This is a genomic window from Streptomyces sp. NBC_00400 (genome assembly GCF_036048035.1).
Classification (GTDB): domain Bacteria; phylum Actinomycetota; class Actinomycetes; order Streptomycetales; family Streptomycetaceae; genus Streptomyces.
The window spans coordinates 3,560,096-3,583,522 of sequence record NZ_CP107940.1 but is presented as its reverse complement, the minus strand read 5'-3'; the positions used below and the strand labels follow the sequence as shown (position 1 = coordinate 3,583,522).

At 71.2% G+C, this 23,427-nt stretch carries 27 protein-coding genes; 18 read left to right on the top strand and 9 right to left on the bottom strand.

Annotation, left to right across the window (positions count from 1 at the left end; translation table 11 throughout):
- Window positions 1-122: 122 nt before the first annotated feature.
- The gene (locus OHS81_RS15760) at window positions 123-740 is read left to right on the top strand and encodes a chaplin (RefSeq protein WP_328385394.1); all 618 of its coding nucleotides are present in this window, start codon (window positions 123-125) and stop codon (window positions 738-740) included.
- A 393-nt stretch (window positions 741-1,133) separates the two neighbouring features.
- On the top strand, window positions 1,134-1,979 hold the full coding sequence (locus OHS81_RS15755; RefSeq protein ID WP_328385393.1) for a nitrilase-related carbon-nitrogen hydrolase: 846 nt from the start codon (window positions 1,134-1,136) through the stop codon (window positions 1,977-1,979).
- A 35-nt stretch (window positions 1,980-2,014) separates the two neighbouring features.
- Here OHS81_RS15755 and tatA read toward each other — a convergent pair whose 3' ends face one another.
- The 3 genes from tatA to rpmB all read right to left on the bottom strand — a co-directional run bounded on the left by tatA (window position 2,015) and on the right by rpmB (window position 2,903).
- On the bottom strand, window positions 2,015-2,248 hold the full coding sequence (gene tatA, locus OHS81_RS15750) for a Sec-independent protein translocase subunit TatA (protein ID WP_328385392.1): 234 nt from the start codon (window positions 2,246-2,248) through the stop codon (window positions 2,015-2,017).
- Between the two features lie 113 nt (window positions 2,249-2,361).
- Window positions 2,362-2,667: a 30S ribosomal protein S14 gene (gene rpsN / locus OHS81_RS15745; protein WP_328385391.1), complete on the bottom strand. Its 306-nt coding sequence runs from the start codon at window positions 2,665-2,667 to the stop codon at window positions 2,362-2,364.
- On the bottom strand, window positions 2,667-2,903 hold the full coding sequence (gene rpmB / locus OHS81_RS15740; RefSeq protein ID WP_328385390.1) for a 50S ribosomal protein L28: 237 nt from the start codon (window positions 2,901-2,903) through the stop codon (window positions 2,667-2,669). The genes rpsN and rpmB overlap by 1 nt, the downstream gene beginning before the upstream one ends.
- 73 nt (window positions 2,904-2,976) lie before the next feature.
- Between rpmB and rpmG the strand changes: the two genes are divergently transcribed.
- The 5 genes from rpmG (at window position 2,977) to OHS81_RS15715 (ending at window position 5,594) form a co-directional block, all read left to right on the top strand.
- Window positions 2,977-3,141: a 50S ribosomal protein L33 gene (rpmG, locus tag OHS81_RS15735; RefSeq protein WP_006604069.1), complete on the top strand. Its 165-nt coding sequence runs from the start codon at window positions 2,977-2,979 to the stop codon at window positions 3,139-3,141.
- A 5-nt stretch (window positions 3,142-3,146) separates the two neighbouring features.
- Window positions 3,147-3,440, top strand: a complete 294-nt coding sequence (locus tag OHS81_RS15730) for a type B 50S ribosomal protein L31 (protein WP_328385389.1) — start codon at window positions 3,147-3,149, stop codon at window positions 3,438-3,440.
- Window positions 3,440-4,588: a CobW family GTP-binding protein gene (locus OHS81_RS15725; RefSeq protein ID WP_328385388.1), complete on the top strand. Its 1,149-nt coding sequence runs from the start codon at window positions 3,440-3,442 to the stop codon at window positions 4,586-4,588. The genes OHS81_RS15730 and OHS81_RS15725 overlap by 1 nt, the downstream gene beginning before the upstream one ends.
- Window positions 4,589-4,728: 140 nt before the next feature.
- The gene (rpsR, locus tag OHS81_RS15720; RefSeq protein WP_328385387.1) at window positions 4,729-4,965 is read left to right on the top strand and encodes a 30S ribosomal protein S18; all 237 of its coding nucleotides are present in this window, start codon (window positions 4,729-4,731) and stop codon (window positions 4,963-4,965) included.
- Window positions 4,966-5,354: 389 nt separating this feature from the next.
- Window positions 5,355-5,594, top strand: a complete 240-nt coding sequence (locus OHS81_RS15715) for a DUF397 domain-containing protein (RefSeq protein ID WP_086718280.1) — start codon at window positions 5,355-5,357, stop codon at window positions 5,592-5,594.
- A 95-nt stretch (window positions 5,595-5,689) separates the two neighbouring features.
- Here OHS81_RS15715 and OHS81_RS15710 read toward each other — a convergent pair whose 3' ends face one another.
- Window positions 5,690-6,172, bottom strand: coding sequence for an ATP-binding protein (locus tag OHS81_RS15710; RefSeq protein ID WP_328385386.1), 483 nt, complete (start codon window positions 6,170-6,172; stop codon window positions 5,690-5,692).
- A gap of 313 nt (window positions 6,173-6,485) precedes the next feature.
- On the opposite strand from OHS81_RS15710, the gene OHS81_RS15705 reads away from it, so the two are divergent.
- The 6 genes from OHS81_RS15705 to OHS81_RS15680 all read left to right on the top strand — a co-directional run bounded on the left by OHS81_RS15705 (window position 6,486) and on the right by OHS81_RS15680 (window position 12,320).
- Window positions 6,486-7,349, top strand: coding sequence for a helix-turn-helix domain-containing protein (locus OHS81_RS15705; protein ID WP_129294940.1), 864 nt, complete (start codon window positions 6,486-6,488; stop codon window positions 7,347-7,349).
- Window positions 7,350-7,433: 84 nt separating this feature from the next.
- Window positions 7,434-8,891, top strand: a complete 1,458-nt coding sequence (locus OHS81_RS15700) for an aldehyde dehydrogenase family protein (protein WP_328385385.1) — start codon at window positions 7,434-7,436, stop codon at window positions 8,889-8,891.
- A 152-nt stretch (window positions 8,892-9,043) separates the two neighbouring features.
- Complete coding sequence (locus OHS81_RS15695; protein WP_328385384.1) at window positions 9,044-9,592, top strand: DinB family protein; 549 nt, start codon at window positions 9,044-9,046, stop codon at window positions 9,590-9,592.
- Between the two features lie 63 nt (window positions 9,593-9,655).
- Window positions 9,656-10,363 carry a PadR family transcriptional regulator gene (locus OHS81_RS15690; protein WP_328385383.1) on the top strand — a complete coding sequence of 236 codons (708 nt, stop codon included), beginning with the start codon at window positions 9,656-9,658 and terminating at the stop codon, window positions 10,361-10,363.
- An 80-nt stretch (window positions 10,364-10,443) separates the two neighbouring features.
- Window positions 10,444-11,532 carry an ATP-binding cassette domain-containing protein gene (locus tag OHS81_RS15685; protein WP_328385382.1) on the top strand — a complete coding sequence of 363 codons (1,089 nt, stop codon included), beginning with the start codon at window positions 10,444-10,446 and terminating at the stop codon, window positions 11,530-11,532.
- Window positions 11,529-12,320, top strand: a complete 792-nt coding sequence (locus tag OHS81_RS15680; RefSeq protein WP_328385381.1) for an ABC transporter permease — start codon at window positions 11,529-11,531, stop codon at window positions 12,318-12,320. Before OHS81_RS15685 ends, OHS81_RS15680 begins: the two co-directional genes overlap by 4 nt.
- A 98-nt stretch (window positions 12,321-12,418) precedes the next feature.
- Here the strand turns inward: OHS81_RS15680 and OHS81_RS15675 are convergent, their stop codons facing one another.
- The 3 genes from OHS81_RS15675 to leuE form a co-directional block, all read right to left on the bottom strand.
- The gene (locus OHS81_RS15675) at window positions 12,419-13,834 is read right to left on the bottom strand and encodes a glutamate decarboxylase (RefSeq protein WP_328385380.1); all 1,416 of its coding nucleotides are present in this window, start codon (window positions 13,832-13,834) and stop codon (window positions 12,419-12,421) included.
- A gap of 16 nt (window positions 13,835-13,850) precedes the next feature.
- Window positions 13,851-14,474: an NAD(P)H:quinone oxidoreductase gene (gene wrbA, locus OHS81_RS15670; RefSeq protein WP_328385379.1), complete on the bottom strand. Its 624-nt coding sequence runs from the start codon at window positions 14,472-14,474 to the stop codon at window positions 13,851-13,853.
- Window positions 14,475-14,634: 160 nt separating this feature from the next.
- Window positions 14,635-15,300 (bottom strand): leucine efflux protein LeuE, encoded by a 666-nt coding sequence (gene leuE, locus OHS81_RS15665; protein WP_328385378.1) that lies wholly within the window; start codon window positions 15,298-15,300, stop codon window positions 14,635-14,637.
- Window positions 15,301-15,415: 115 nt separating this feature from the next.
- Between leuE and OHS81_RS15660 the strand changes: the two genes are divergently transcribed.
- Window positions 15,416-16,174 (top strand): MerR family transcriptional regulator, encoded by a 759-nt coding sequence (locus OHS81_RS15660; RefSeq protein WP_328385377.1) that lies wholly within the window; start codon window positions 15,416-15,418, stop codon window positions 16,172-16,174.
- A 97-nt stretch (window positions 16,175-16,271) separates the two neighbouring features.
- On the opposite strand, the gene OHS81_RS15655 is transcribed toward OHS81_RS15660, so the two are convergent.
- Entirely contained in the window at window positions 16,272-16,640 is a 369-nt protein-coding gene (locus tag OHS81_RS15655; protein WP_088799183.1) for a YbjQ family protein, read from the bottom strand.
- 208 nt (window positions 16,641-16,848) lie between these two features.
- Between OHS81_RS15655 and OHS81_RS15650 the strand changes: the two genes are divergently transcribed.
- Together OHS81_RS15650 and OHS81_RS15645 are read left to right on the top strand one after the other, a co-directional pair.
- Window positions 16,849-17,556, top strand: coding sequence for a DedA family protein (locus OHS81_RS15650; RefSeq protein ID WP_328385376.1), 708 nt, complete (start codon window positions 16,849-16,851; stop codon window positions 17,554-17,556).
- A gap of 224 nt (window positions 17,557-17,780) precedes the next feature.
- Window positions 17,781-19,529 (top strand): threonine/serine exporter family protein, encoded by a 1,749-nt coding sequence (locus tag OHS81_RS15645; protein ID WP_328385375.1) that lies wholly within the window; start codon window positions 17,781-17,783, stop codon window positions 19,527-19,529.
- 155 nt (window positions 19,530-19,684) lie between these two features.
- Here the strand turns inward: OHS81_RS15645 and OHS81_RS15640 are convergent, their stop codons facing one another.
- Window positions 19,685-20,179, bottom strand: coding sequence for an inorganic diphosphatase (locus OHS81_RS15640; RefSeq protein ID WP_030077125.1), 495 nt, complete (start codon window positions 20,177-20,179; stop codon window positions 19,685-19,687).
- An 86-nt stretch (window positions 20,180-20,265) separates the two neighbouring features.
- Between OHS81_RS15640 and dacB the strand changes: the two genes are divergently transcribed.
- Both dacB and OHS81_RS15630 read left to right on the top strand, forming a co-directional pair.
- Window positions 20,266-21,861, top strand: a complete 1,596-nt coding sequence (gene dacB, locus OHS81_RS15635; protein ID WP_328385374.1) for a D-alanyl-D-alanine carboxypeptidase/D-alanyl-D-alanine endopeptidase — start codon at window positions 20,266-20,268, stop codon at window positions 21,859-21,861.
- Window positions 21,862-22,152: 291 nt separating this feature from the next.
- The gene (locus tag OHS81_RS15630; protein ID WP_328385373.1) at window positions 22,153-23,301 is read left to right on the top strand and encodes a zinc-dependent metalloprotease; all 1,149 of its coding nucleotides are present in this window, start codon (window positions 22,153-22,155) and stop codon (window positions 23,299-23,301) included.
- The last annotated feature ends 126 nt before the right edge of the window (window positions 23,302-23,427 follow it).

The following is a 23,427-nucleotide window of genomic DNA, read 5'->3' as shown; positions in this document are numbered from 1 at the left end:
TCGGCCGTTCCACCGCTTGTGCCCCCGGGCGGCCGGCGCCGCGTATGTGCTGCCGGCCGCCCGGTCGTGCGAGCGGTGCGGGCGGCGGGCCGTACGCACTGACTGCCAAGGAGGGACAAGAGATGGGACAGAGCCTGAAGACGTGGGCGGTCGTGGCAGCGGCGGCGTCGGGTGTGCTCGGCGCGGGCGGTGGCGTGGCGTACGCGGATGCCGGCGCCGGGGGCGGCACGGCGAACTCTCCCGGGGTGCTGTCCGGGAACAACATCCAGGTGACCGTGGACGCCCCGGTCAATGTATGTGGCAACTCGGTGGACGGCGGCGCGGCGCTCAATCCCGCCATGGGCAACGCGTGCGGTAACGGTGCGCCGCCCGCGGCGGCCTTTCGCCGGCCGCCGGTGCAGCGGACTCCCCTGGCCCAGCGGCCACCGGGGGCCGGGCAGGCCCCGGGGGTGCGGTGGACGACCCCGGAGCCGGAGCACCGCACGGAGCCGGAGCGGCGACCGGCCCCGGAGCGGGCCGAGCACCCTGCCGCGGCGCCGATGGAGCCCGCCCCCGGGCCCGCCCCGCGGCCCGCGCAGGAGGAGCGGGCGGGAGCGTCGGCGCGGGACGGGGCGTCGGAGGGCTCCGCGCTGCTGGCCGCCACCGGGCCCGGCGAGCTGGGCATGGTGGCCGGTGCGGGCGGCGGGCTGCTGGTGGGCGGGGTGCTGCTGCTGCGCAGGGCCGGTACGCGACGCCGATGAGCCCGGCTCCGTCCGCGGCGGCCTGTGCCCTGGATGCGGCGGGCGGGACGGCCGGCCGAGCGGGTCCGGCGGGCCGCTCGGCCGGGCCCGCCCGGTCGAGCCGGCCGTCGGCATCGCCGGACGACTCGACCGCGGGCCGTCGTGCCACGCCGCCCAGGGCGGCGCTGCGGCTGGAAGCGGCCCGGCGGGTCGTACGACGGATCGTGCGGATCAACGCGCGAAGGCCGTGTCCGGCACGGGCAGGATCGTTCTTTCGCTCATTGGTGGGGACCCGTTCTCCGGGTGTGTGGAGCAGGGCGGAACCGGAAGCGCCGCGGAGCCGTGCCGCGCGCTGCACCCTCTGGCAAAATTGGGGTGAAAGCCGCAAAGGCGATGGGTCGATGAGGTGGGGCCATGCTCGTTGCGCTGGCGCAGACGGACTGTGTGCTGGGCGGGGTGGCGGAGAACCTCGATGTCGCCCGTGAGCAGATCGAGCAGGCGGCGGCGCAGGGTGCGGATCTTGTCGTCTTTCCCGAACTGAGCCTGCACGGCTACCACTTGGGCGCGCTGGAGCGCGATGAGTCGCTCGCGGCGAGCGATCCGAGGCTGCTGGAGCTGAGCACCCTCGGCCCCGATGCGCTGGTCGGCTTCCACGAGCACACCAGTCTGCGGGCCTACAACACCGCGGCCCACTACGCGGCCGGTGAACTGCTGCATGCCCACCGCAAGCTGTACCTCCCCAACTACCTGGCCTGGGAGGAGCGCAAGCACGTCAGTCCGGGGCAGTCACTGCGTGCGTACGAGCTGAAGCGGGACAAGAGCGGGGGCCGGGGCGCGACGCTGGTGTGCAATGACGCCTGGCAGCCGACCCTGCCGTGGCTGGCGGTGCAGGACGGTGCCGAGGTGCTGTTCATCCCGACGAACAGTGCGGCGAGCCTGGATCCGGAGGCGATGGACACCGGGCTCTACTGGGACACCCTGCTGTCCTATACGGCGAAGATGCTGCAGTGCTGGGTGGTCTTCGTGAACCGGGTGGGCAATGAGCACGGCGCGGCGTTCTGGGGCGGCTCGCGGGTGGTGGACCCACGGGGCGCGGTGGTGGCGCAGGCGCCCAAGTGGGAGACCTCGCTGGTCACCGTGGAGATCGATCTCGCCGAGGCGCGGCGGCAGCGCCGGGCGGTGCCGCTGGTCGCCGAGGCCCGGCTCGGGCTGATCGACCGCGAGGTGCGGCGGCTGATCGACGAGGGCGGCGATCACTGAGCGGCCGGAGACGATGGAGCGGCCGCGGCCCGGCCTCAGTGGCGGGCGGCGGCCTCCGGGCGGGGGGTGGCCTCCGGGCGGGGGGTGGCGTCCGGGCGGGGCGTCGCGTCCGGCTCGTCGGCCTTGAGCGTCTTGGCCTCGGCCTTGAGGATGCGCATCGAGCGGCCCAGGCCGCGCGCCATGTCGGGCAGCTTCTTCGAGCCGAAGAGCAGCACGAGTACCGCGATGATCAGGATCAGGTGCCAGGGTTCGAAGGCGTTGCGGAGCATGCGCGCGCTCGCTTTCGTCGGGAGGGGCGGCGGACGTTCTGTCCAGTATTACCCCAACGGTCCGGCCGTCCGGTCCAGGGGTCGCCCCCGGGGCCGGACGGCCGGCGGCGCGGCTACCAGCTCGCCTTGCGGACCCCCGGCAGGTAGCCCGCGTGCGCCTGCTCGCGCAGCCTTACGCGGGACAGGCCGAAGGCGCGGAGGTAGCCGCGCGGGCGCCCGTCGACGCTGTCGCGGTTGCGCACCCGGGTGGCGCTGGCGTCCCGCGGCTGGCGGGAGAGCTCGCGCCGGGCGGCGGTGCGCTCCTCCTCGGGGGTGTGCGGGCTGCGGATGACGGCCTTGAGGACCGCGCGCCGGGCCGCGTAGCGGGCGACGGTGATACGGCGCTTCTCGTTCTTGGCGATCTTGCTCTGCTTGGCCATCAGACCTTCTCCCCTCGTGCGCGGATCCGGGCGACGGCCGCCTCGATCCCGATCGTGTCCACGGTCTTGATGCCCTTGGCGCTCAGCGTGAGCCGGATGTGCCGGCCCTCGCTCTCCAGCCAGTAGCGCTTGCGCTGGATGTTGGGGTCGAAGCGGCGCGGGGTGCGCCGGTGCGAATGGGAGACGGAGTTGCCGAAGCCCGGCGTGCGGCCGGTCAGCTGGCAGTGGGCGGACATGGTGCGGTCCCTTCGGCCGGGGCCCCTGGTGAGAGGCTATTGAAAATGGAAACCATTTCCGTATACTAACCCCATGGCCCGCAACGAACTACGCCCGGTCGTCAAGCTCCGGTCCACCGCCGGCACCGGCTACACCTACGTGACCCGCAAGAACCGCCGTAACGACCCCGACCGCCTGGAACTGCGCAAGTACGACCCGGTGGCCGGCCGCCACGTGGCCTTCCGAGAGGAGCGCTGAGCACCGTGAAGCCTGGAATCCACCCCGCCTACGGGCCGGTCGTCTTCCGCGACCGGGCCGCTGACGTCGCCTTTCTGACGCTTCCCCGAGCTCTCGGCTCCGCTCGACCAGGGGAGACCCCAATGACCGCCACCAGCGAGAAGACAATCGAGTGGGAGGACGGCCGCACCTATCCCGTCATCGACGTCGAGATCTCCTCGGCGAGCCACCCCTTCTACATGGGCAACGCCCGGGTGATGGACACCGCGGGCCGCGTCGAGCGGTTCGAGCGCCGCTACGGCACCCGCGGGGCCCGCTGATGGAGCCGCTTCACGTCGTGCTGGTGGGCGGCCTGCATGCACAGGCGCGGCAGGCCGCCGTCGAACGGCTGCTGCGCTCCGTCCCCGGCAGCGTCGCCCTCCACCACGACCTCGCCTCGGCCGCCGAAGGCACCGTGCGGCGCACCGTCCGTGACGCGGGCGGCACGCTCGACACCGGTGACGCACCGCTGGTCAACGACTGCGCCTGCTGTGCGCTCCGCGAGGACCTGGTGCCCGAGCTGGAGCGGCTGGCCGCCGGGCGCACCTGCCGGCTGGCGATCGTCGAGCTGTGGGACTCGGTCGAGCCCAAGGCGATGGCCGAGGTGGTCACCGCGTGCGGGAGCGAGAACTTCGCGCTGACGGGGGTGATCACCGCCGTCGACCCGGCGCTGGTGCTGCCCTACCTCGGCTGCGGTGACGACCTCGCCGAGGCCGGTCTCGCCGCCGCGGCCTCCGACCAGCGCACGGTCGCCGACACCTGGGCGCGTCAGCTGGAGTACGCGCCGGTGCTGGCGCTCGCCACGGGGGAGGAAGCGGCGGACCCGGCCGACCTCGCCCTGCTCGCCCAGCTGCATCCGATGGCACACCAGGTCCCCGTCGAATCGGGGGAGTTGGCCGGCGTCGCGAGGGCCGGTTTCGATGTGGCGGCGGCCGCGGCGCGCCAGCACCCGGCCTGCGCGCTGCTGCCGCAGGAGGCCGAAGCGGAGGGGGTCGGCACTCTCGTGTGGCAGCACACCCGGCCCTTCCACCCCGAGCGGCTCTACGGCGCGCTGGAGGACCTGGCCTGTGCGGCCGCGCGCAGCCGGGGCAGGTTCTGGCTGGCCGACCGCCCCGACACCCTGCTGTCGTGGGACGCGGCCGGGGGAGCGCTGTGTGTGGAGAACGCCGGGCCCTGGCTGGCCGCACTGCCGGACGCCGCCTGGGAGATGGTGCCACCGATGCGCCGGGCCGCCGCCGCGCTGGACTGGCACCCCGAGCACGGTGACCGCGCCCAGCATCTGGTCTTCACCTCGCCCGGCCTGGACCGTGAGGGCCTTGCGTCCCTCCTGGAGTCCTGCCTGCTCACCGACGCCGAGTACGCGGGCGGCCGGTCGGCCTGGAAGAGCCTGCCGTCCGCCTTCGACGCCCTCCTCGACCCTGTTTCGTGAGCCGGCCGCGGCCGTCAGCCCGTCCGCCCGCATGCCCGCCCGCCCGCACGGAGCCGGTCCCCCCAGGCTCGTCCACGTCAGTACACCCCCGCACCCCGTACGCACCACCACGCCCCCGCACCCCGTACAAGGAAGCTCTCATGCCCCGTCGGCACGACCCGCGCCGGACCTCCACGCCCCGCCCCAACCCGCTGGACGCCGCGGGCATCACCTACATCGACTACAAGGACACCGATCTGCTGCGGAAGTTCCTCTCCGACCGCGGCAAGATCCGCAGCCGCCGGGTCACCCGCGTCAGCGCGCAGCAACAGCGGCAGCTCTCCCGGGCGATCAAGAACGCCCGGGAGATGGCGCTGCTCCCGTACGCGTCACGGTGACGACCGCCTCCTGGTGACGGGTGCCGTCCGGTGACGGGCGGGAGGTCCCCTGCGGATTGCGCGCAGGGGACCTCTGGCGTGTACGGGGCGGGGCGCCCCCTGGGCGTCCGCGCGTCGGCCGGCCCGCCCCTCTGGAACCCACAGGGCGTGGTGCACGTCTCTCCCAAGGCCGTGAGGGCTTCGGTCCCGTGATCCGTACCAGGTGCAGGGCGCACCTGAGCAGGGGCGACGAGCGGAAGCCGGCCGCGAGAGGGCGGCCGGCCCGGGTGCTCGACGAGCTGTGACCGCCTCTGCACCGGCTGTCGTGCACGTGCATCTGCGCATGCATCCGCATGAGAACGCGGCTATGCTCCCGGGCAGTTGACACCATTTATCACCGGGAGACCCCTGTGCTCCACGCATACAACGGCATGGCCGCCACAGATCTCCGTGATGTGGCATGGCAGAAGAGCAGGCACAGCAACTCCCAGGGCTCCTGCGTGGAGTTCGCCAAGCTGCCCGGGGGTGACATCGCCGTACGCAACTCCCGCTTCCCGGACGGTCCCGCGCTCGTCTACACGCCGGCCGAGGTCCGGGCGATGCTGCTCGGCATCAAGGACGGGGAGTTCGACCATCTCGTGCGGGACTGAGTGCCCGTGGGGTCCCGGCGGTTGTAGGGGGCGACTCCCCGTACACGGCAACCGGGCGCCCGTACGTGACGGTGCGCCCGGTGCGCGGGAAGTGGCTACGGCAGCCGGAAGAGGGCCCACACGATCTTGCCGTGTGCGGCACCGGCCAGCGGATGCCAGCCCCAGCTGTCGCTGAAGGAGTCCACGAGATACAGGCCGCGACCCGACTCCGCGGCGGAGTCCGCCTCCCCGGCGACCGGTGAGTCATCGCTCGGGTCCCGTACGGCGCAGATCAGCCGGGAGGACCAGCGCATCAGATGCAGCCGGGCGGGCGGGGTGGCGTCGTGGTGCTCCGGGGCGGCCAGGATCGCGTGCCGCAGGGCATTGGTGACGAGCTCGGAGACCACGAGGGCGACCGAGTCGAAGAGATCGTCAAGATCCCAGCTCTGCAGGGTCTCGCGAGTGAACGCACGTGCACTGCGCACCGATTCATAGCGCGGCGGGAGTGTGCGGGACGCCGATCCGGAGACAGCCAAGGGGTCGACGGGAGGAAAGCCCTGCCATAACGGCTCGAGCATGGTCAAAACCTTGGTCCCCATGCGAGGCACTCCTGGCGTTCGCGGACGTCATGACCCTGGCCGGTCAGCCGGATCTGGCGGATCTTTCACGAGCGTGCATGCGTGCGACGCCTATGGTTCCCAATGCGCGGGACAGATGCAAGGGCAGATGCACGTGCACGTGCCGTGATTGCGCCAGCCCGGACGGTTTTCCTCCGGATTCTTCCCGCCGGTTCGTGTGGAGGGGTTGCGGGGACCTCACATATCAGTAACCGGATGAGCACTCAACGAAGCCCGAACGTGGCAGACTGCGGCCCACTGTTGGACAGGGTGGGGTCACAGGAGGGTCTGAGAGGTGTCCGCAAGTGAGTCGAGCGGGTCGGTGGTGCGGCGGATCCTGCTCGGGTCGCAGCTCCGTCGGCTGCGTGAATCGCGCGGGATAACCCGTGAGGCGGCCGGCTACTCGATCCGTGCGTCCGAATCGAAGATCAGCCGCATGGAGTTGGGCCGCGTGAGCTTCAAGGCACGGGATGTGGAGGACCTGCTCACGCTGTACGGGGTCGGTGACGCCCAGGAGCGCGAGGCGCTGCTGTCCCTGGCGCGCGAGGCGAATGTGGCCGGCTGGTGGCACAGCTACACCGATGTGCTGCCCGGCTGGTTCCAGACGTATGTGGGTCTGGAAGGCGCCACTTCCCTCCTCCGGGTCTACGAAGTCCAGTTCGTGCACGGGCTGTTGCAGACGGAGAGCTATGCGCAGGCCGTCGTCAGACGGGGCATGCCGGATGCCGGGCCCGCCGAGATCGAGCGCCGCGTCGCGCTGCGCATGGAGCGCCAGAAGCTGCTGGTGACCGAGCGGTCGGCGCAGTTCCACTGTGTCCTGGACGAGGCCGCGCTGCGCCGCCCCTACGGCGAACGGTCCGTGATGCGCGAGCAGCTGAAGCATCTGATCGAGGTGTCCGAGAGACCGAATGTGCGGCTCCAGGTGATGCCCTTCAGTCTGGGAGGGCATGCGGGCGAGAGCGGAGCCTTCACGATGCTCGGCTTCCAGGAGTCCGGTCTGCCGGACGTCGTCTACCTGGAGCAGCTAACGAGTGCGCTCTATGTGGACAAGCCCGAAGAAGTGGCGCAATACGCCCGGGTGATGGACCGCCTCCAGGAGGAGGGGCCGAATCCGGCCGAGACCAGGGACCTGCTGCGCGGGCTGCTCCAACTGATGTGACGCGTCGGTAGGATGGCGCACCATCAGGAGTCAGCACCCCCCAATGCGGCGCCCTGAGCGCCCTGTTCTCCAGATCGGGATGGCATGTCCTACTTCGACGAGTTGGCGTATCAGTTCATCGACGGCGAGTGGCGGGCCGGCAGCGGTTCGTGGGACATCGTCGACTTCAATCCCTATAACGGTGAGAAGCTGACCTCCATACCCGTCGCCACGGTCGAGGAGATCGACCAGGCCTACCGTGCCGCCGAGCGCGCGCAGCGGGAGTGGGGCGCCACCAATCCGTACAACCGGCGGACCGTCTTCGAGCGGGTGCTGCGGATCATCGACGACCGTGAGGCGGAGCTGGCCGAGACGATCGCCGCGGAGGTCGGCGGCACGCTCGTCAAGGTGGGCTTCGAGCTGCATCTGGCCAAGGAGTTCCTGCGCGAGGCGATCCAGCTGGCGCTGCGCGCCGAGGGCCGCATTCTGGCCTCGCCCATCGACGGCAAGGAGAACCGTCTCTACCGGCTGCCGGTCGGTGTCGTCGGTGTCATCAGCCCCTTCAACTTCCCCTTCCTGCTGTCGCTCAAGTCCGTTGCGCCGGCCATTGCGCTGGGCAACGCGGTCGTCCTCAAGCCGCACCAGAACACCCCGGTGTGCGGCGGCGGTCTGGTCGCCAAGATCTTCGAGGAGGCGGGGCTGCCGGCAGGCGTGCTGAATGTCGTGGTCACCGATATCGCCGAGATCGGCGATGCGCTCATCGAGCACCCGGTGCCCAAGACCATCTCCTTCACCGGCTCCGAGAAGGTCGGCCGGCATGTCGCCACGGTCGCCGCGTCCCACTTCAAGCACTCCGTGCTGGAGCTGGGCGGCAACAGCGCACTGGTCGTGCTCGACGACGCCGATGTCGACTACGCGGTGGACGCGGCCGTCTTCAGCCGCTTCGTCCACCAGGGCCAGGTCTGCATGGCCGCCAACCGGGTGCTCGTGGACCGCGCCGTGGAGCAGGAGTTCACCGAGAAGTTCGTCGCCAGGGTCGCGGCCCTGAAGGTGGGCGACCCCACCGACCCGCAGACCCATATCGGCCCGCTGATCAACGAGGGGCAGGCCGAGGCGATCACCTCGCTGGTGGACCGGGCGGTCGCCGACGGCGCCTCGGCGCTCCTGCACGGTGAGACCCGGGGCACGCTGGTGGCACCCAGCGTGCTGAGCGGGCTGCCGGACGACTCCCCGCTGCTGCAGCAGGAAATTTTCGGGCCCGTGGTGGTGCTGGTGCCGTTCGACGGTGACGACGAGGCGGTGCGGCTCACCAACACCACGCCGTACGGGCTCAGCGGCGCCGTGCACACCGCCGACATCGAGCGCGGTGTGCGGTTCGCCAAGCGGATCGAGACCGGGATGTTCCACGTCAACGACGCCACGGTGCACGACGAGCCGATCGTGCCGTTCGGCGGCGCGAAGGCCTCCGGCGTGGGGCGGCTGAACGGCGATGCGATGGTGGAGGCCTTCACCACCACCAAGTGGATCTCCATCCAGCACGGGCGGTCCCGGTTCCCGTTCTGAGCGGCGGATGATCCGGGGGCATCGGCCGCGGGTTGCGGACAGAAGCTGACCGCATGGGTTCCTACCTTGAGTGATGTCGAAGGCGGACGGCGACGAGCCGGCCGCCGGGGGATGTCACGAGACGTCACAAGGCGTCAGGAAAGGCGGATCTCATGCCCACTCACGTTCTTGCCGAGGCCCACGGCGACGAGACCGGCGCACTGCTGGCCTTCCTGGAGGCCCAGCGCGGCGGGCTGCGGCGGGCGGTCCTGGGGCTGACCGACGCCGAGGCGGCCCGGCGGCCGAGCGCCAGTGAGCTGTCGTTGGCCGGGCTGGTCAAGCATGTCGCGCAGACCGAGCAGACCTGGCTCGAGACCGCCCAGGAACGGCCGCACTCCATCCATCGGACCCCCGAGACCTGGCCCCTGAGCTTCCGGCTCGCGGACGACGAGAGCCTGGCGGAGATGCTGGCGTTCTGGGACAAGGTCGCGCGGCGTACGGAGGACTTCATCCGCTCCGTGCCGAGCCTGAACGACACCTTCCCGCTGCCCGAGGCGCCGTGGTTCCCGCCGCAGGCCCGGCAGTCGATGCGCTGGCTGCTGCTGCACCTGATCGAGGAGACGGCCCGGCACGCCGGTCACGCCGACATCCTCCGCGAGTCCCTGGACGGCAAGACGGCCTTTGCCCTGGTGGACGAGGAGCGCGCGGCGCGGCAGGGGTGAGCGCGGGGCCCTGCCGGGGCGTTCTAGGCTGACGGCAGGGGCGCGTGAAGGATAGAGGAGACGATGTCGGCGATCCGGCTGTTGGTATTGGGCGCGGTGCGGCAGCACGGACGGGCGCACGGCTATCAGGTGCGCAACGACCTGGAGTACTGGGGCGCCCATGAGTGGTCCAACGCCAAGCCCGGCTCGATCTACCACGCGCTCAAGCAGATGGCCAAGCAAGGGCTGCTGCACGCCCATGACATCGCGCCCAGCACCGCCGGCGGCCCGCCGCGTACCGAGTACGAGCTGACCGCGGCGGGCGAGGCGGAGTACTTCGCGCTGCTGCGCGCGGCGCTCGCCCAGCACGACCAGAAGGTCGACGTGCTCAGTGCGGGCATCGGCTTCGTCGTCGACCTGCCGCGGGCCGAGGCGGTGGCGCTGCTCAAGGAGCGGGTGCGGGCGCTGGAGGAGTGGCGCACCGCGGTCACCAGCCACTACACGCCCGAGGGAGGGACCGAACAGCTCGGCCACATCGGCGAGATCATGAATATGTGGGTGCACTCCGCGGACAGCGGGGCGGTGTGGACGCGCGGGCTGATCGAGCGGATCGAGGGCGGGGCGTATGTCTTCGCCGGCGAGGGCGAACCGTTCGTCGGCGTGCTCGCCGAGGGGCAGGAGAACCCGTACGCGACAAAGGATGCGCGCTCCGGAGAGGGTGCGGAGTCCGAGGGCGGCGGGGCCGCCGGGCGCAAGAGCGGCGGCGGCGTTGCTGCCACGGAAGCTCATTAATCAAGTTTGACTAACCGCACCGCGGGGCATACCTTGCGGCGACATGTAGTCAAACTTGACTACAGCCGGGAGGAGATGTCGTGACGGACCGCGATCAAGCGATCGTCGTCGAAGAACTGCACAAGCACTACGGCGCCAAAGCGGCCCTGGACGGGCTGGACCTCACCGTTGCGCGCGGAGTGGTGCACGGTGTCCTCGGACCCAACGGCGCAGGCAAGACCACCCTCGTACGGATCCTGTCCACGCTGCTGCGGCACGACGGCGGCCGGGTCGAGGTCGCCGGCTTCGATGTGCTGCGGCAGCCGGACGAGGTGCGGATGCGGATCGGGCTGCTCGGCCAGCACGCGGCGGTCGACGAAGAGCTCGGCGGGCGGCAGAACCTGGAGATGTTCGGTCGGCTCTGCCGCCTCGGGGCGCGCAGGGCGGGCGAGCGCGCGGACGAGTTGCTGGAGCGGTTCGGGCTCGCCGATACCGGCCGTAAGGCGGTACGCCACTACAGCGGCGGGATGCGGCGCCGGCTCGATCTGGCGGCAAGTCTGGTGCGGGCGCCGCGGATCCTGTTCCTCGACGAGCCCACGACCGGGCTCGATCCGCGGGGCCGTACCGAGGTGTGGCAGGCGGTGCGCTCGCTGGTGGACGACGGTACGACGGTGCTGCTGACCACGCAGTATCTGGAGGAGGCCGACCAGCTCGCGGACCGGATCTCGGTGGTGGACGGCGGCCGGGTGGTCGCGGACGGTGCCCCCGACGAGCTGAAGTCCGCGACCGGAGGCGACCGGATCGATGTCGTCCTGCACGACGCCGGGCAACTGGGCCGGGCGGCCGCCCTGTTGGAGGAGGCGCTGGGGAGTGCGGCGGGCGGTGGTGCGGTCGCCGCGGACGCCGAGGCCCGGCGGCTGAGCGCACCCGTCGCCGACCGGATGGCGGGGCTGGCCCAGGCGGTACGGGTGCTGGCCGCGGCAGGGATCGAGGCGGCGGACCTCGCGGTGCGGCGGCCGACGCTGGACGAGGTGTTTCTGCATCTGACGGGGGACGGGGCGGCCGGCGGTACGGGCAGGGCGGGCGGTACGGGCGACACGGGCGGTGCGGCCGGTGCGGGCCGGTCGGCTGCCGCGGCGGTGGACGCGCGCAAGGCGGGCAAGGCGGACAAGGAGGGCACGGCGGTATGAGCGGTATGACGTGGGCGGTCGCCGATTCCTGGACCATGACCCGGCGCGGTCTCGCGCACTGGGCGCGGCAGCCGGTGCAGATCGTCGTACAACTGGTCTTTCCGGTAATGCTGTTGCTGATGTTCGGGTACTTCCTGGGAGGCGGGATGGCCGTGCCGGGCGGCGGCGATTACAAGGAGTACCTGGTCCCGGGGATGTTCGCGCTCACCATGGCGTTCGGGCTCGAATCGACGATGGTCGCGGTGACCCAGGACCTCGGCAAGGGGGTGCTCGACCGCTTCCGGTCGATGCCGATGGCGCCGTCCGCGGTGCTGGTCGGACGCAGCGTCCTGGACATGCTGCAGTCGGCGCTGAGTCTGCTGGTGATGATCGGCGTCGGGCTGGCGATGGGCTGGCGCTGGCACGGCACCGCGGCCGACGCTCTGGCGGCGGTGGGGCTGCTGCTTCTGCTGCGGTTCGCGATGCTGTGGATCGGCATCCATCTCGGCCTGCTCGCGGGCAGACCGGAGCTGGTGCAGGCGGTACAGATCCTGGTCTGGCCGGTGGGCTTCCTCTCCAACGCCTTTGTCTCCGCCGCGTCGATGCCCGGCTGGCTGGGTGCGATCGCCGAGTGGAACCCGATGTCGGCGACCGCAAGCGCCGTGCGTGAGCTGTTCGCCAACCCGCGGTGGTCCGGGGACGGCTGGGCGGCGGGCCACGCCGGACTGCTGGCCGTGGTGTGGCCACTGGTACTGCTCGCGGTGTTCTTTCCGGCGGCGGTGCGGAGGTACCGGGGGCTGGGGCGTTAGGGCCGGCGGGGCGCGGTTGTCGGGCCGTCCGGCAGCAGTCGGACGGCCCGGCGGCACCCTGGGGCCTGTCTTCAGGCCCTGGAGCCCGTCTTCAGGCCCTAGTGATGGAACGCCGTCGCGACATTCTCCGGCCGCTGCAGCGGCCCGGGCTGTTGCCGGAGTTCGGTCAGCAGCTCTTCCAGGTCCGCGATGAACAGGTCGGCGAGATCCAGGGAGAAGCCGTTGCGGCAGACCACCCGCAGGACGGACAGGTCCTCGCGTTTCGGGGGGAAGGTGTAGGCGGGGATCAGCCAGCCGCGTTCCTTCATCCGCCGGGAGACGTCGAAGACGTCGAAGGCGGTGACGTCGTCCGCGGTGGTGAAGGCGAAGACCGGCAGCTGGTCGCCCTGGGTGAGCAGTCTGAAGTCGCCCAGTGCACCGATCCGTTCGGCCATCGAACGGGCCACGTCGCGGGTCGCCTGCTGGACGGCGCGGAAGCCGGCCCGGCCGAGCCGGAGGAAGGTGTAGTACTGCGCGGCCACCTGGGCGCCGGGCCGGGAGAAGTTGAGCGCGAAGGTCGGCATATCGCCGCCCAGGTAGTTGACGCGGAAGACCAGCTCCTCGGGCAGCGCCTCCGTATTGCGCCACAGCGCCCAGCCGACGCCCGGGTAGACCAGGCCGTACTTGTGCCCCGAGGTGTTGATGGAGGCGACCCGCGGCAGCCGGAAGTCCCAGACCACGTCCGGGTCGAGGAACGGCGCGATCATGGCGCCGGACGCTCCGTCCACATGGACCGGGATGTCCCAGCCCTTCTGCTTCCGGACCTCGTCGAGCGCCGCGCAGATCTCGGCCACCGGCTCGTACGACCCGTCGAAGGTCGATCCGAGGATTGCCACCACGCCGATGGTGTTCTCGTCGCACAGCGCGGCGGCGGAGTCCGCGTCCAGATGGAAGCGGTCGCCCTCCATCGGGACCGTGCGTGCCTCGACCTCCCAGAAGTTGCAGAACTTCTCCCAGCAGACCTGGACGTTGGCGCCCATGACGAGATTGGGCCGGGCCTGACCCGGATACCGGTCCTTGTTGTGCTGCATCCAGCGCCGCTTGAGCGCCATGCCCGCGAGCATGCAGGCCTCGCTCGACCCGGTGGTGGAGCAGCCGACGGCCTCGGACGGGACGGGCGCGTGCCACAGGTCGGCGAGCATCGCCACACACCGCTTCTCCAGTTCGGCGGTGCGCGGGTACTCGTCCTTGTCGATCATGTTCTTGTCCCGGCACTCCGCCATCAGCACCCCGGCCTGCGGCTCCATCCAGGTCGTGACGAACGTCGCCAGATTCAGCCGCGAGTTGCCGTCCAGCATCAGCTCGTCGTGCACGAACTGGTAGGCGGTACGCGGGGAGACCGGGCCGTCGGGCAGGGTGTGCCGCGGTGGGGCGGACTCCATACCGGCGATGGGGTCGGCCTCCCCGTAGAACGGGTTGACCGGATGCCCGATGTGCTTGCGGTCGGATGCCGATGCGCCTTTGTGCAGAGTCATCTCTCGCCCCTACCCGTCAACTGGCCAAGGAAAGGCCGTGTTTGACGGCCTTGGTGAACTTCACTACGCGCTCCGCCTGGATGCGGGCGGCAGTGCGCGCGTCGTCGTCGGGCGGGGTGTCCGGGCCGCCGACGTGAGAGGTGCCGTAGGGATTGCCGTCGGTGAACTTCGCCGGGTCGGTGTAGCCCGGCGTCACGAGGATGCCGCCGAAATGGTGGACGGTCTGGTAGAGCGCGAGCAGGGTGGACTCCTGGCCGCCGTGCTTGGTGGCACTCGCGGTGAAGCCGCTGTAGATCTTGTCTGCCAGTCTGCCCTGCTGCCAGAGGCCGCCCAGGGTGTCGAGGTACTGCTTGAGCTGCGAGGACACATTCCCGAAGCGGGTGGGGGTCCCGAAGATCACCGCGTCCGCCCAGAGTATGTCCTCGTGGGTGGCCTCCATGATGTCGGCGGTGGCCGCGGCGTTCGCCGCCCATGCCGGGTTGGCGTCGATCGCGGTCTGCGGCGCGAGTTCCGCGGTCCGGCGCAGTCGTACATCGGCCCCCGCGTGCTCGGCGGCGTCCGCGATCCGCCGGGCGAGCTCGGCGATGGTGCCGGTCGACGAGTAGTAGATGACGGCGACCTTCACATCGTGCACGGGCATCGGCGTACCTCCTGGAACCCGACAATAAGGGCATAGGGGGTAAGCGGCCTCCAGGGTTCACCCAGTGGAAGCGCAACGGGCGGGGGCCGTCCCGAGGGATGGCCACCCGCCCGTATCCGTCTCTGCGGGACGCCGCCGGGCTCGCCCGCCCGGCGGCGGCTCAGCTCGCGCTCGCCAGCGACAACTTCGCGGCGAAGCCGAGGAACGCCGCCCCCGCACCCGCGGACAGCCCGGCCGTCAGCCGCTTGCGGCGGCGGAAGGTCGCCGCCAGAAACGTCCCGCTGAAGATCAGGACCGACAGGTAGGTGAAGCTGAACAGCTGCGCCCAGGCACCCAGCGTCAGGAACGACAGCACCGGATGGGCATAGGACGGGTCGACGAACTGCACGAAGAAGGAGATGAAGAACAGGATCGCCTTCGGGTTGAGCAGGCTGACCACCAGCGCCCTGCGGTACGGCCGCTCCACGGTCTCCTTCGGCGCCTCGGGGGCCCCGCCCCGCCGCTCGGCCCGGCGCACTTCCCGCCCGCGCCACAGCGCCCAGGCGCCGCGCAGCATCCCGACCGCCAGCCATGTCAGATAGCCCGCGCCGGCGAACTTCACGACGGCGAACAGCACCGGGCTGGTCTGCAGCAGCGAGGCCACCCCGCCGGCCGACAGCGTCATCAGCACCGTGTCACCGCACAGCACACCGGCCGCCGCCCGGTAGGCCACCCGCGGGCCGCGCCGGGCCGCCACCGAAACGACGTACAGCGAATTCGGCCCCGGCAGCAGAATGATCAGTGCGAGACCCACCAGATACGTGGACAGATCCGTTATCCCCAGCATGTGCGGCAGGATCTCATCCCCCTGTTCGCCGCCTCACCGGCTTTTCATGATGCGGACTTGCACCTCACGCGACGTGAGGACACATCGTGGAGCGCGTACCGAGAAGGGAGCGGAAGTGAGCTATTCGGTAGGGCAGGTCGCCGCCTTCGCCGGCGTCACGGTGCGCACCTTGCACCACTACGACGAGATCGGGCTGCTGCTGCCCGGCGAACGCAACCACGCAGGTCACCGGCGCTACGGCGAGGACGATCTGGACCGGCTGCAGCAGATCCTGTTCTACCGGGAGCTCGGGTTTCCGCTCGACGAGGTCGGGGCCCTCCTGGACGACCCGCACGCGGACCCGCAGGAACATCTGCGGCGCCAGCACGACCTGCTGACCGGGCGGATCGGCAGACTCCAGGAGATGGCCGCGGCCGTCGAACACGCGATGGAGGCACGCAGGATGAACGTACGGCTCACACCGGAGGAGAAGTTCGAGGTCTTCGGGGACTTCGACCCCGACGAGTACGCCGCGGAGGCCGAGGAACGCTGGGGCGGCACGGACGCCTACAAGGAGTCGCAGCGCAGGGCGGCCACGTACACCAAGGACGACTGGAAGCGGCTGACGGCGGAGTTCGACGCCCTGCACCGCAGGATGGCGGACCTGCTCGCACAGGACGTGCCGGCGGACTCCGAGGCGGCCATGAACGTCGCGGAGGAGCACCGCCGGTTCATCAGCGGCACGTACTACGACTGCCCCTACGAGATGCACAGCGGGCTCGGCGAGATGTATGTCACCGACGAGCGGTTCACCGCCACCTACGAGGCCATCAGGCCCGGCCTCGCCGTCTACATGCGGGACGCGATGCTGGCCAACGCCGTCCGCCACCTGTGATCCGTACGGGCCGGGAGCGCGCCCCGGCCCGTACGGCCTGCTTCTGCCTGTTGCTCCGGGGGCGGTACGCCACCCTCCGCACATCCCGGACCGGTGCTCAGCCCTGCGGGGAGAGCACCACAGCCGTCCCGTAGGCGCACACCTCGGTGCCCACGTCCGCGGCCTCCGTGACATCGAAGCGGAACATCAGTACCGCATTCGCACCGCGCGAGCGGGCCTGCTCCACCAGCCGTTCCATCGCCTGGTTACGGGTCTCGACCAGGGTCTTGGTCAGGCCCCGCAGCTCGCCGCCGATCATCGACTTCAGGCCCGCGCCGATCTGGCTGCCGAGGTGGCGCGAGCGCACGGTCAGGCCGAAGACCTCGCCGATGACACGTTCCACGTGAAACCCCGGGACGTCGTTGGTCGTGACCACCAGCACATCGGACTGCGCATGCTGCCCGCCGCCGTACTCCTCGATGCCCATGGCGCGCACCTCCTTGCGGCCAGCATCACCCGGTCCCTCGGGCGCGGCCAGCGGTCGGGGGCGCTCGGGTGGGGCCCCCGGGGCCCGCCTGGAACCACGGGGGGCCGTGTGGCGTTGATAGTTTTGGGCCGCACACGCGCCTGCACCCTCGTCGCTTCGCTCGTCGCACCGCACGATCCGGCGCCCTCGACCCAGGAGCCTTCACCCCGTGAATACTCTCGCGCTCGGCCCCCAGTGGCTGGACCCGGACTATCTGATCGCGACCTTCGGCCTGGCCGGCGTCCTGGTCATCGTCTTCGCGGAGTCCGGCCTGCTGATCGGCTTCTTCCTGCCGGGCGACTCGCTGCTGTTCACCACCGGACTGCTGGTGACGACGAACCAGCTGGACCGGCCGCTGTGGCTGGTGTGTTCCCTGGTGGTGCTGGCCGCGGTCCTCGGTGACCAGGCGGGCTATCTCTTCGGCCGCAAGGTCGGCCCCTCGCTCTTCAAGCGCCCCGACTCCCGCCTCTTCAAGCAGGAGAACGTCGAGAAAGCGCATGCGTTCTTCGAGAAGCACGGCCCCAAGTCGCTGATCCTGGCCCGCTTCGTACCGATCGTGCGGACGTTCACGCCGATCATCGCCGGTGTGAGCCGGATGAACTACCGCTCCTTCATCACCTTCAACCTGATCGGCGGCGCACTGTGGGGCGCCGGCGTCACGCTGCTCGGCGCCTCGCTGGGGAACATCGCGTTCGTCCACAAGCACATCGAGCTGATCCTGGTCGCGATCGTGCTGGTCTCCGTCGTGCCGATCGCCATCGAGTACCTCCGCGCCCGCGGCAAGGCCAAGAACGAGCAGCCCGCCCCGTCCCACCCGGCGGACCGCGCCCACGGCACCGCCCCCGACACCCGCCGCGGCCGCCACGCCAAGCGCTGACAACCAGCCACCCCTCATTTCCCACCCACGGCCCCGCGCAGCGGCAACCGTCACAGACGCCACGGCGGCGTGACAGCCGAAAACGCCCCCCTGCCCCCGCCGCCCGCCGGCAAAGCGCAGCGGACCGGCAGCCGAAACGTCGCCCCCGCGCACGCGCCGCCCACCCCTATCAGGCATCGTGTCCTTCGTATCCGTCAGGAGGCTTACGAGGAGAGCGAAGAACCGTGGCGTCGGACCCACAACGCGGCCAGCGCGGCGCGAGCGGAAGTGGCAGCAGCAGCGGCAGCGGCGGCGGCTCGGACCCGGCAGATTCCGAGGAGCGCAAGCCCCAGCCGGACGAGGTGCACAGCGCCTTCACCCCGCCGCTGGGTGTGCCGTATCCGCCGCTGCCCGAGGACGAGCACCCCACCTCCGAATTCGCGCTGCCCACCGGCCTGCGCCCGGAGACTCCCGCGGAGCAGGAGGGCTCGGCGTTCGCGCCGCCCAGCGGCACCACCGGCCAGACCCCGATGCCCGCCGGCTCGACCGCCCTGAGCTACGCCTTCACCCCGCCGCACGGCATCCCCGCCGTCCGCCTCACCAAGGAGGCTCCCTGGCAGGACCGGATGCGCACGATGCTCCGGATGCCGGTGGGGGAGCGGCCGGTCCCCGAGCGCCTGGAGCGGGCCGACGACGAGAGCGGCCCGGCCGTACCCCGCGTGCTCGACCTGACGCTGCGTATCGGGGAGATCCTGCTCGCCGGCGGCGAGGGCGCCGAGGACGTCGAGGCCGCGATGTTCGGTGTGGCGCACGCCTACGGGCTGGAGCGCGTCGAGCCGACGGTCACCTTCACCCTGCTGTCGATCTCCTACCAGCCGTCGCTGGTCGACGACCCGGTCACCGCCAGCCGTACGGTCCGGCGCCGCGGCGTCGACTACAACCGGCTGTCCGCGGTCTTCCGGCTCGTCGACGACATCGCCTCCGAGGACATCACCCTCGAAGAGGCCTACCGCGGACTCGCCGAGATCCGCCGTAACCGCCATCCGTACCCGAGCTGGGCGCTGACGGTGGCCTCCGGGCTGCTGTCCGGTGCGGCCTCCATGCTGGTCGGCGGCACCATGCTGGTGTTCGTCGCGGCCGCAGTGGGCTCGATGCTCGGCGACCGGCTGGCCTGGCTCGCGTCCGGGCGCGGACTGCCGGAGTTCTACCAGTTCGTGGTCGCCGCGATGCCGCCCGCGGCGGTGGGCGTCGCCTTCGGCCTGGCCCACCTCAATGTGCAGGCGTCCGCGGTGATCACTGGTGGACTGTTCGCGCTGATCCCGGGGCGGGCCCTGGTCGCCGGCGTCCACGACGGGCTGACCGGCTACTACATCACCGCCGCCGCCCGTCTGCTGGAGGTCGGCTACCTCATCGTCGGCATCGTCGTCGGCGTGCTCAGCGTGCTCTACATCGGTCTTCAGCTGAACCCCGGCCTGCGGCGGCTCAACCCCGAGCAGTCGCTGGGGGACTACAACGAGCCGCTGGTGCAGACGGTCGCGGCGATGCTGCTGGCGCTGGCGTTCTGCGTGCTGCTGCAGCAGGAACGTCACACCGTGGCGTTTGCGACCCTGAACGGCGGCGTCGCCTGGGTGGTGTACGGCGCGCTCACCTACGTCGCCGGGATAAACGCCGTGCCCGCCACCGCGATCGCGGCCGGACTGGTCGGCCTCTTCGGCCAGTTGCTCTCCCGCTACCGCTATGCGTCCGCGTTGCCGTACGTCACCGCGGCCATCGGCCCGCTGCTGCCCGGTAGCGCCACGTACTTCGGCCTGCTCAACTTCGCCCAGGGGCATCTGCCGCAGGGCCTGACGTCGCTGGTCCAGGCCGCTTCGCTGGCGCTGGCCATCGCGGTGGGGGTCAACCTCGGCGCCGAGGTCGCCCGCCTGTTCCTGCGGGCGCCCGGCATCGAGGAGGCCGGCGGCCGCCGCGCCGCCAAGCGCACCCGCGGCTTCTAGGCGGCGGTCCCCGGCGGGCGGCACACCGCCCGCGACACGCACAACGGGCGGCAACCCAACCGGGTGCCGCCCGTTCGCGTAAGAAAATCAGTCCGCGGATCCCGGCGCGCCGCGGTCGGAAAAACCCCGCCGCGCGCCGGGACCGTACGGCTGTGTCAGTGCTTGCCGCCCTGCGCCTCGAGGCGCTTGTACGAGGCCTCGATCTCGGCCTCGGCCTCGGTGCGGCCGACCCAGTTGGCGCCCTCGACGGACTTGCCGGGCTCCAGGTCCTTGTAGACCTCGAAGAAGTGCTGGATCTCCAGGCGGTCGAACTCCGACACGTGGTGGATGTCCCGAAGGTGCTCCACACGCGGGTCGGACGCCGGGACACACAGCAGCTTGTCGTCGCCGCCGGCCTCGTCCGTCATCCGGAACATGCCGATGGCACGGCACTTGATGAGGCAACCGGGGAAGGTCGGCTCGTCCAGGATGACCAGCGCGTCCAGCGGGTCGCCGTCCTCGCCCAGGGTGTTCTCGACAAAGCCGTAGTCGGCCGGGTAGCTGGTCGAGGTGAAGAGTCGACGGTCCAGGCGGATCCGACCGGTCTCGTGGTCCACCTCGTACTTGTTCCGCGAACCCTTCGGGATCTCGATGGTGACGTCGAACTCCACGGGTGGCTCCTCCATGATCAACACATACGTCTGGTGATTAAGTGTCCCCCACGCAGGTGTGTGGTGGCGAAAGGGGCTGGTCCGAGGTGCCGGAGACCGGAAAGTGGCAGGTCAGATGGCAGTCGGCGCAGCGGTCCGGGCGGGCGGCGACGCGCGCGGCGGTCCGTGCGGCGCAGCGCGCGGGCGACGCGGCGCGACGTACGGCCGAGGCCGCGCGGCAGGCATGGGAGGCCACACCGCGCCATACCCGGCAAACCTGGCGGCTGACGGCGGTCTCCGCAGCCACCGGCCTGGCGGTCGCGCTCGCCGCGGTGGCAGCGGCGGGGCCGTGGGACTCGGGTCAGCGTACGGCCGAGCGCGCACAGGCGGGCTCCATGGACGGTGCCAGTGGTGAGCATCACGCCGCCGACCCCGGGCCGGCGCCCAGCGCCCCGCCCGTCCTGCCCGCGCTCGGCGATGCGGCGCCCGGCTCAGCGGGCCGCGGCGCGGCCCCCGTGCCCACCGACGGGGGGCTGGCCGACGCGCTCGCACCGCTGCTGAAGGACCCCGCGCTCGGCCCCCTGCGTACCGCCTCCGTCCTCGACGTCGCCGCGGGCCGCGAGGTCTTCGGCGAGGGCCAGGGCAAGGCCGCCACCCCCGCCTCCACCGTCAAGCTCGCCACCGCCGTCGCCGCGCTCTCCGCGCTCGGGCCCGACCACCGCATCGACACCACCGTCGTCATGGGCGGCAAGAACCGCATCGTCCTGGCCGGCGGCGGCGACCCCACCCTCACCGCCCGCGCCCCGCGGCACGGCACCGAGGAACAGCCCGCGAATCTGCGCACCCTCGCCGACGCCACCGCCCGCGCCCTCAAGAAGCGCCACACCACCAAGGTCGGCCTCGGCTACGACACCGGCGCGTACACGGGCTCCGCCCTGCACCCCATCGGCCCGAACGAGAACATCGCCCCCGTCACCGCCCTGATGACCGACGAGGGACGCCTCGACGACAGCGACCACGGCACCGCCCCCCGCAGCACCGACCCGGCCCGCGACGCGGCCCGCACCTTCGCCGGACTGCTCCACGAGCGCGGCATCACGGTCGACGGCGACCCGGCAGCCGCCAAGGCCCCCAAGAAGCCCGACCGGATCGCCACCGTCCGCTCGCTGCCGCTGTCCGCGCTCGTCGAGCGGATGCTCACCTACAGCGACAACGACATCGCCGAGGCCCTGGCCCGCCAGACCGCCCTCGCCGCACACCAGCCGGCCAGCTTCACCGGCGCCGGAAAGGCCGTCCACACCGCCCTCGCCCGGCAGCACCTGCCCCTGTCCGGCGCGGTCTTCGAGGACGGCAGCGGCCTGGACCGCGACGACAAGGTCACCGCCGCCCTGCTCTCCCACCTCCTGCTGCAGGCCTCGTCGCCCGACCGGCCCGCGCTGCGCCCCGTCCTCACCGGCCTTCCGGTGGCCGCCTTCACCGGCACCCTCAGCAACCGCTACCGGGGCCAGAGCGCCGGCGCCGGCGCCGTACGCGCCAAAACCGGCACCCTCACCGGCGTGAACACCTTGGCCGGCACCGTCGTCGACGCCGACGGCCGCCTCCTGGTCTTCTCCTTCATGACCACCGGCACCACCGACCCCCAGGGCGCCCAGAACGCCCTCGACAAACTCGCCTCCGCAGTAGCCAACTGCGGCTGCCGCTAGACCCCGAGACCTCCGCCCGCCCCCACCCACCTGCCACTCATCCACTCACGGGAGGTGACGGGCCGGAGGGGCAGGGGTGTGGGACGTAAAGCGAAGCAGTCCCACACCCCTGCCCCGCAGGCCCGTCACCGCACCCACAGCCCCGCGCAGCGGACCCCGCCCGCCGCAGGCGCAAAGGCGAGCAACCCCCACGGCGGGAAAGCCAAAAACGTGGGCCGCAAACAAGGCGCAGCGCACCGCGAAACCCACAGTCCGCTACCCCCCGGCGAGGCGCCCACGTACGGTGAACTCATGACGAGCATCGGTGGAACCGAGATGGTCGACTGGAACCTCGCGGTCGCGACCGCGACCCGGTTCGTACGGCCGGGGCCAGAGGTGAGCCGGGACGAGGCGCGCGCGATCGTCGCCGAGCTGCGCAAGCACGCCAAGTCCTCCGAGGCGCACGTCCGGGCCTTTACGCGGATGGCACAGCCCGACGCGACGGGCGAGGCGCCGCATGACACGCCGGTCCTCGTCGTGGACCGGCCCGGCTGGATCAAGGCGAACGTCGCTGGTTTCCGGGCCGTGCTCAAGCCGCTGCTGGCCAAGATGGAGGACCGCCGCTCGGCGGTCCCCGGCGGCGCGGTGCTCGGCGCGGTGGGCGGCAAGGTCACCGGCGTGGAGCTGGGCATGCTGCTGTCGTTCCTGGCCTCGCGGGTCCTCGGCCAGTACGAGACCTTCGCCCCGGCCTCCCGGGACCTGCCGGCGGGGGCACAGGGCGGACGGCTGCTGCTCGTCGCGCCCAACATCGTGCACGTGGAGCGCGAGCTGGACGTGGAACCGCACGACTTCCGGCTGTGGGTGTGCCTCCACGAGGAGACCCACCGCACCCAGTTCACCGCCGTTCCCTGGCTGCGGGACCACATCGAGGGCGAGATCCAGGCGTTCCTCGGCGAGACGGACATCGATCCGGGCACCCTCCTGGAGCGGCTGCGCGAGGCCGCCCAGTCGCTGGCCGGCGCCAAGCCCGAGGGCGAGGAGGGCGAGGAGGAGAGCAGCCGCTCCCTCGTCGATCTCGTCCAGACGCCCGCGCAGCGCGAGATCCTGGGCCGGCTGACGGCGGTGATGTCCCTGCTGGAGGGCCACGCCGACTACGTGATGGACGGCGTGGGCCCCGATGTCGTGCCGTCGGTCGCCGAGATCCGCGAGAAGTTCCAGAAGCGCCGGGCCAGCGGCGCCGGGCGGCTGGACCAGGCGCTGCGCAAGCTGCTCGGCCTGGACGCCAAGCTGCGGCAGTACCGCGACGGCGAGCGGTTCGTCAGCGCGGTCGTCGAGGAGGTCGGGATGGACGGCTTCAACCGCGTCTGGACGTCGCCGAACACCCTCCCGACCAAACAAGAGATCGCCAAACCGGCGGACTGGGTCGCGCGGGTGCACCGCAAAGCGGACGGGGCACCGTAATCGAACGGCGTGAGCTGGGCACGCCGGGTGGCAGTAGCGCGCCCCTTCAATCACCCGTCTGAGGGACCGTTACGGATGGATAGGCGTGCAATGCTCGGGGAACCGCTCGCCTCTGTCACCATCTAG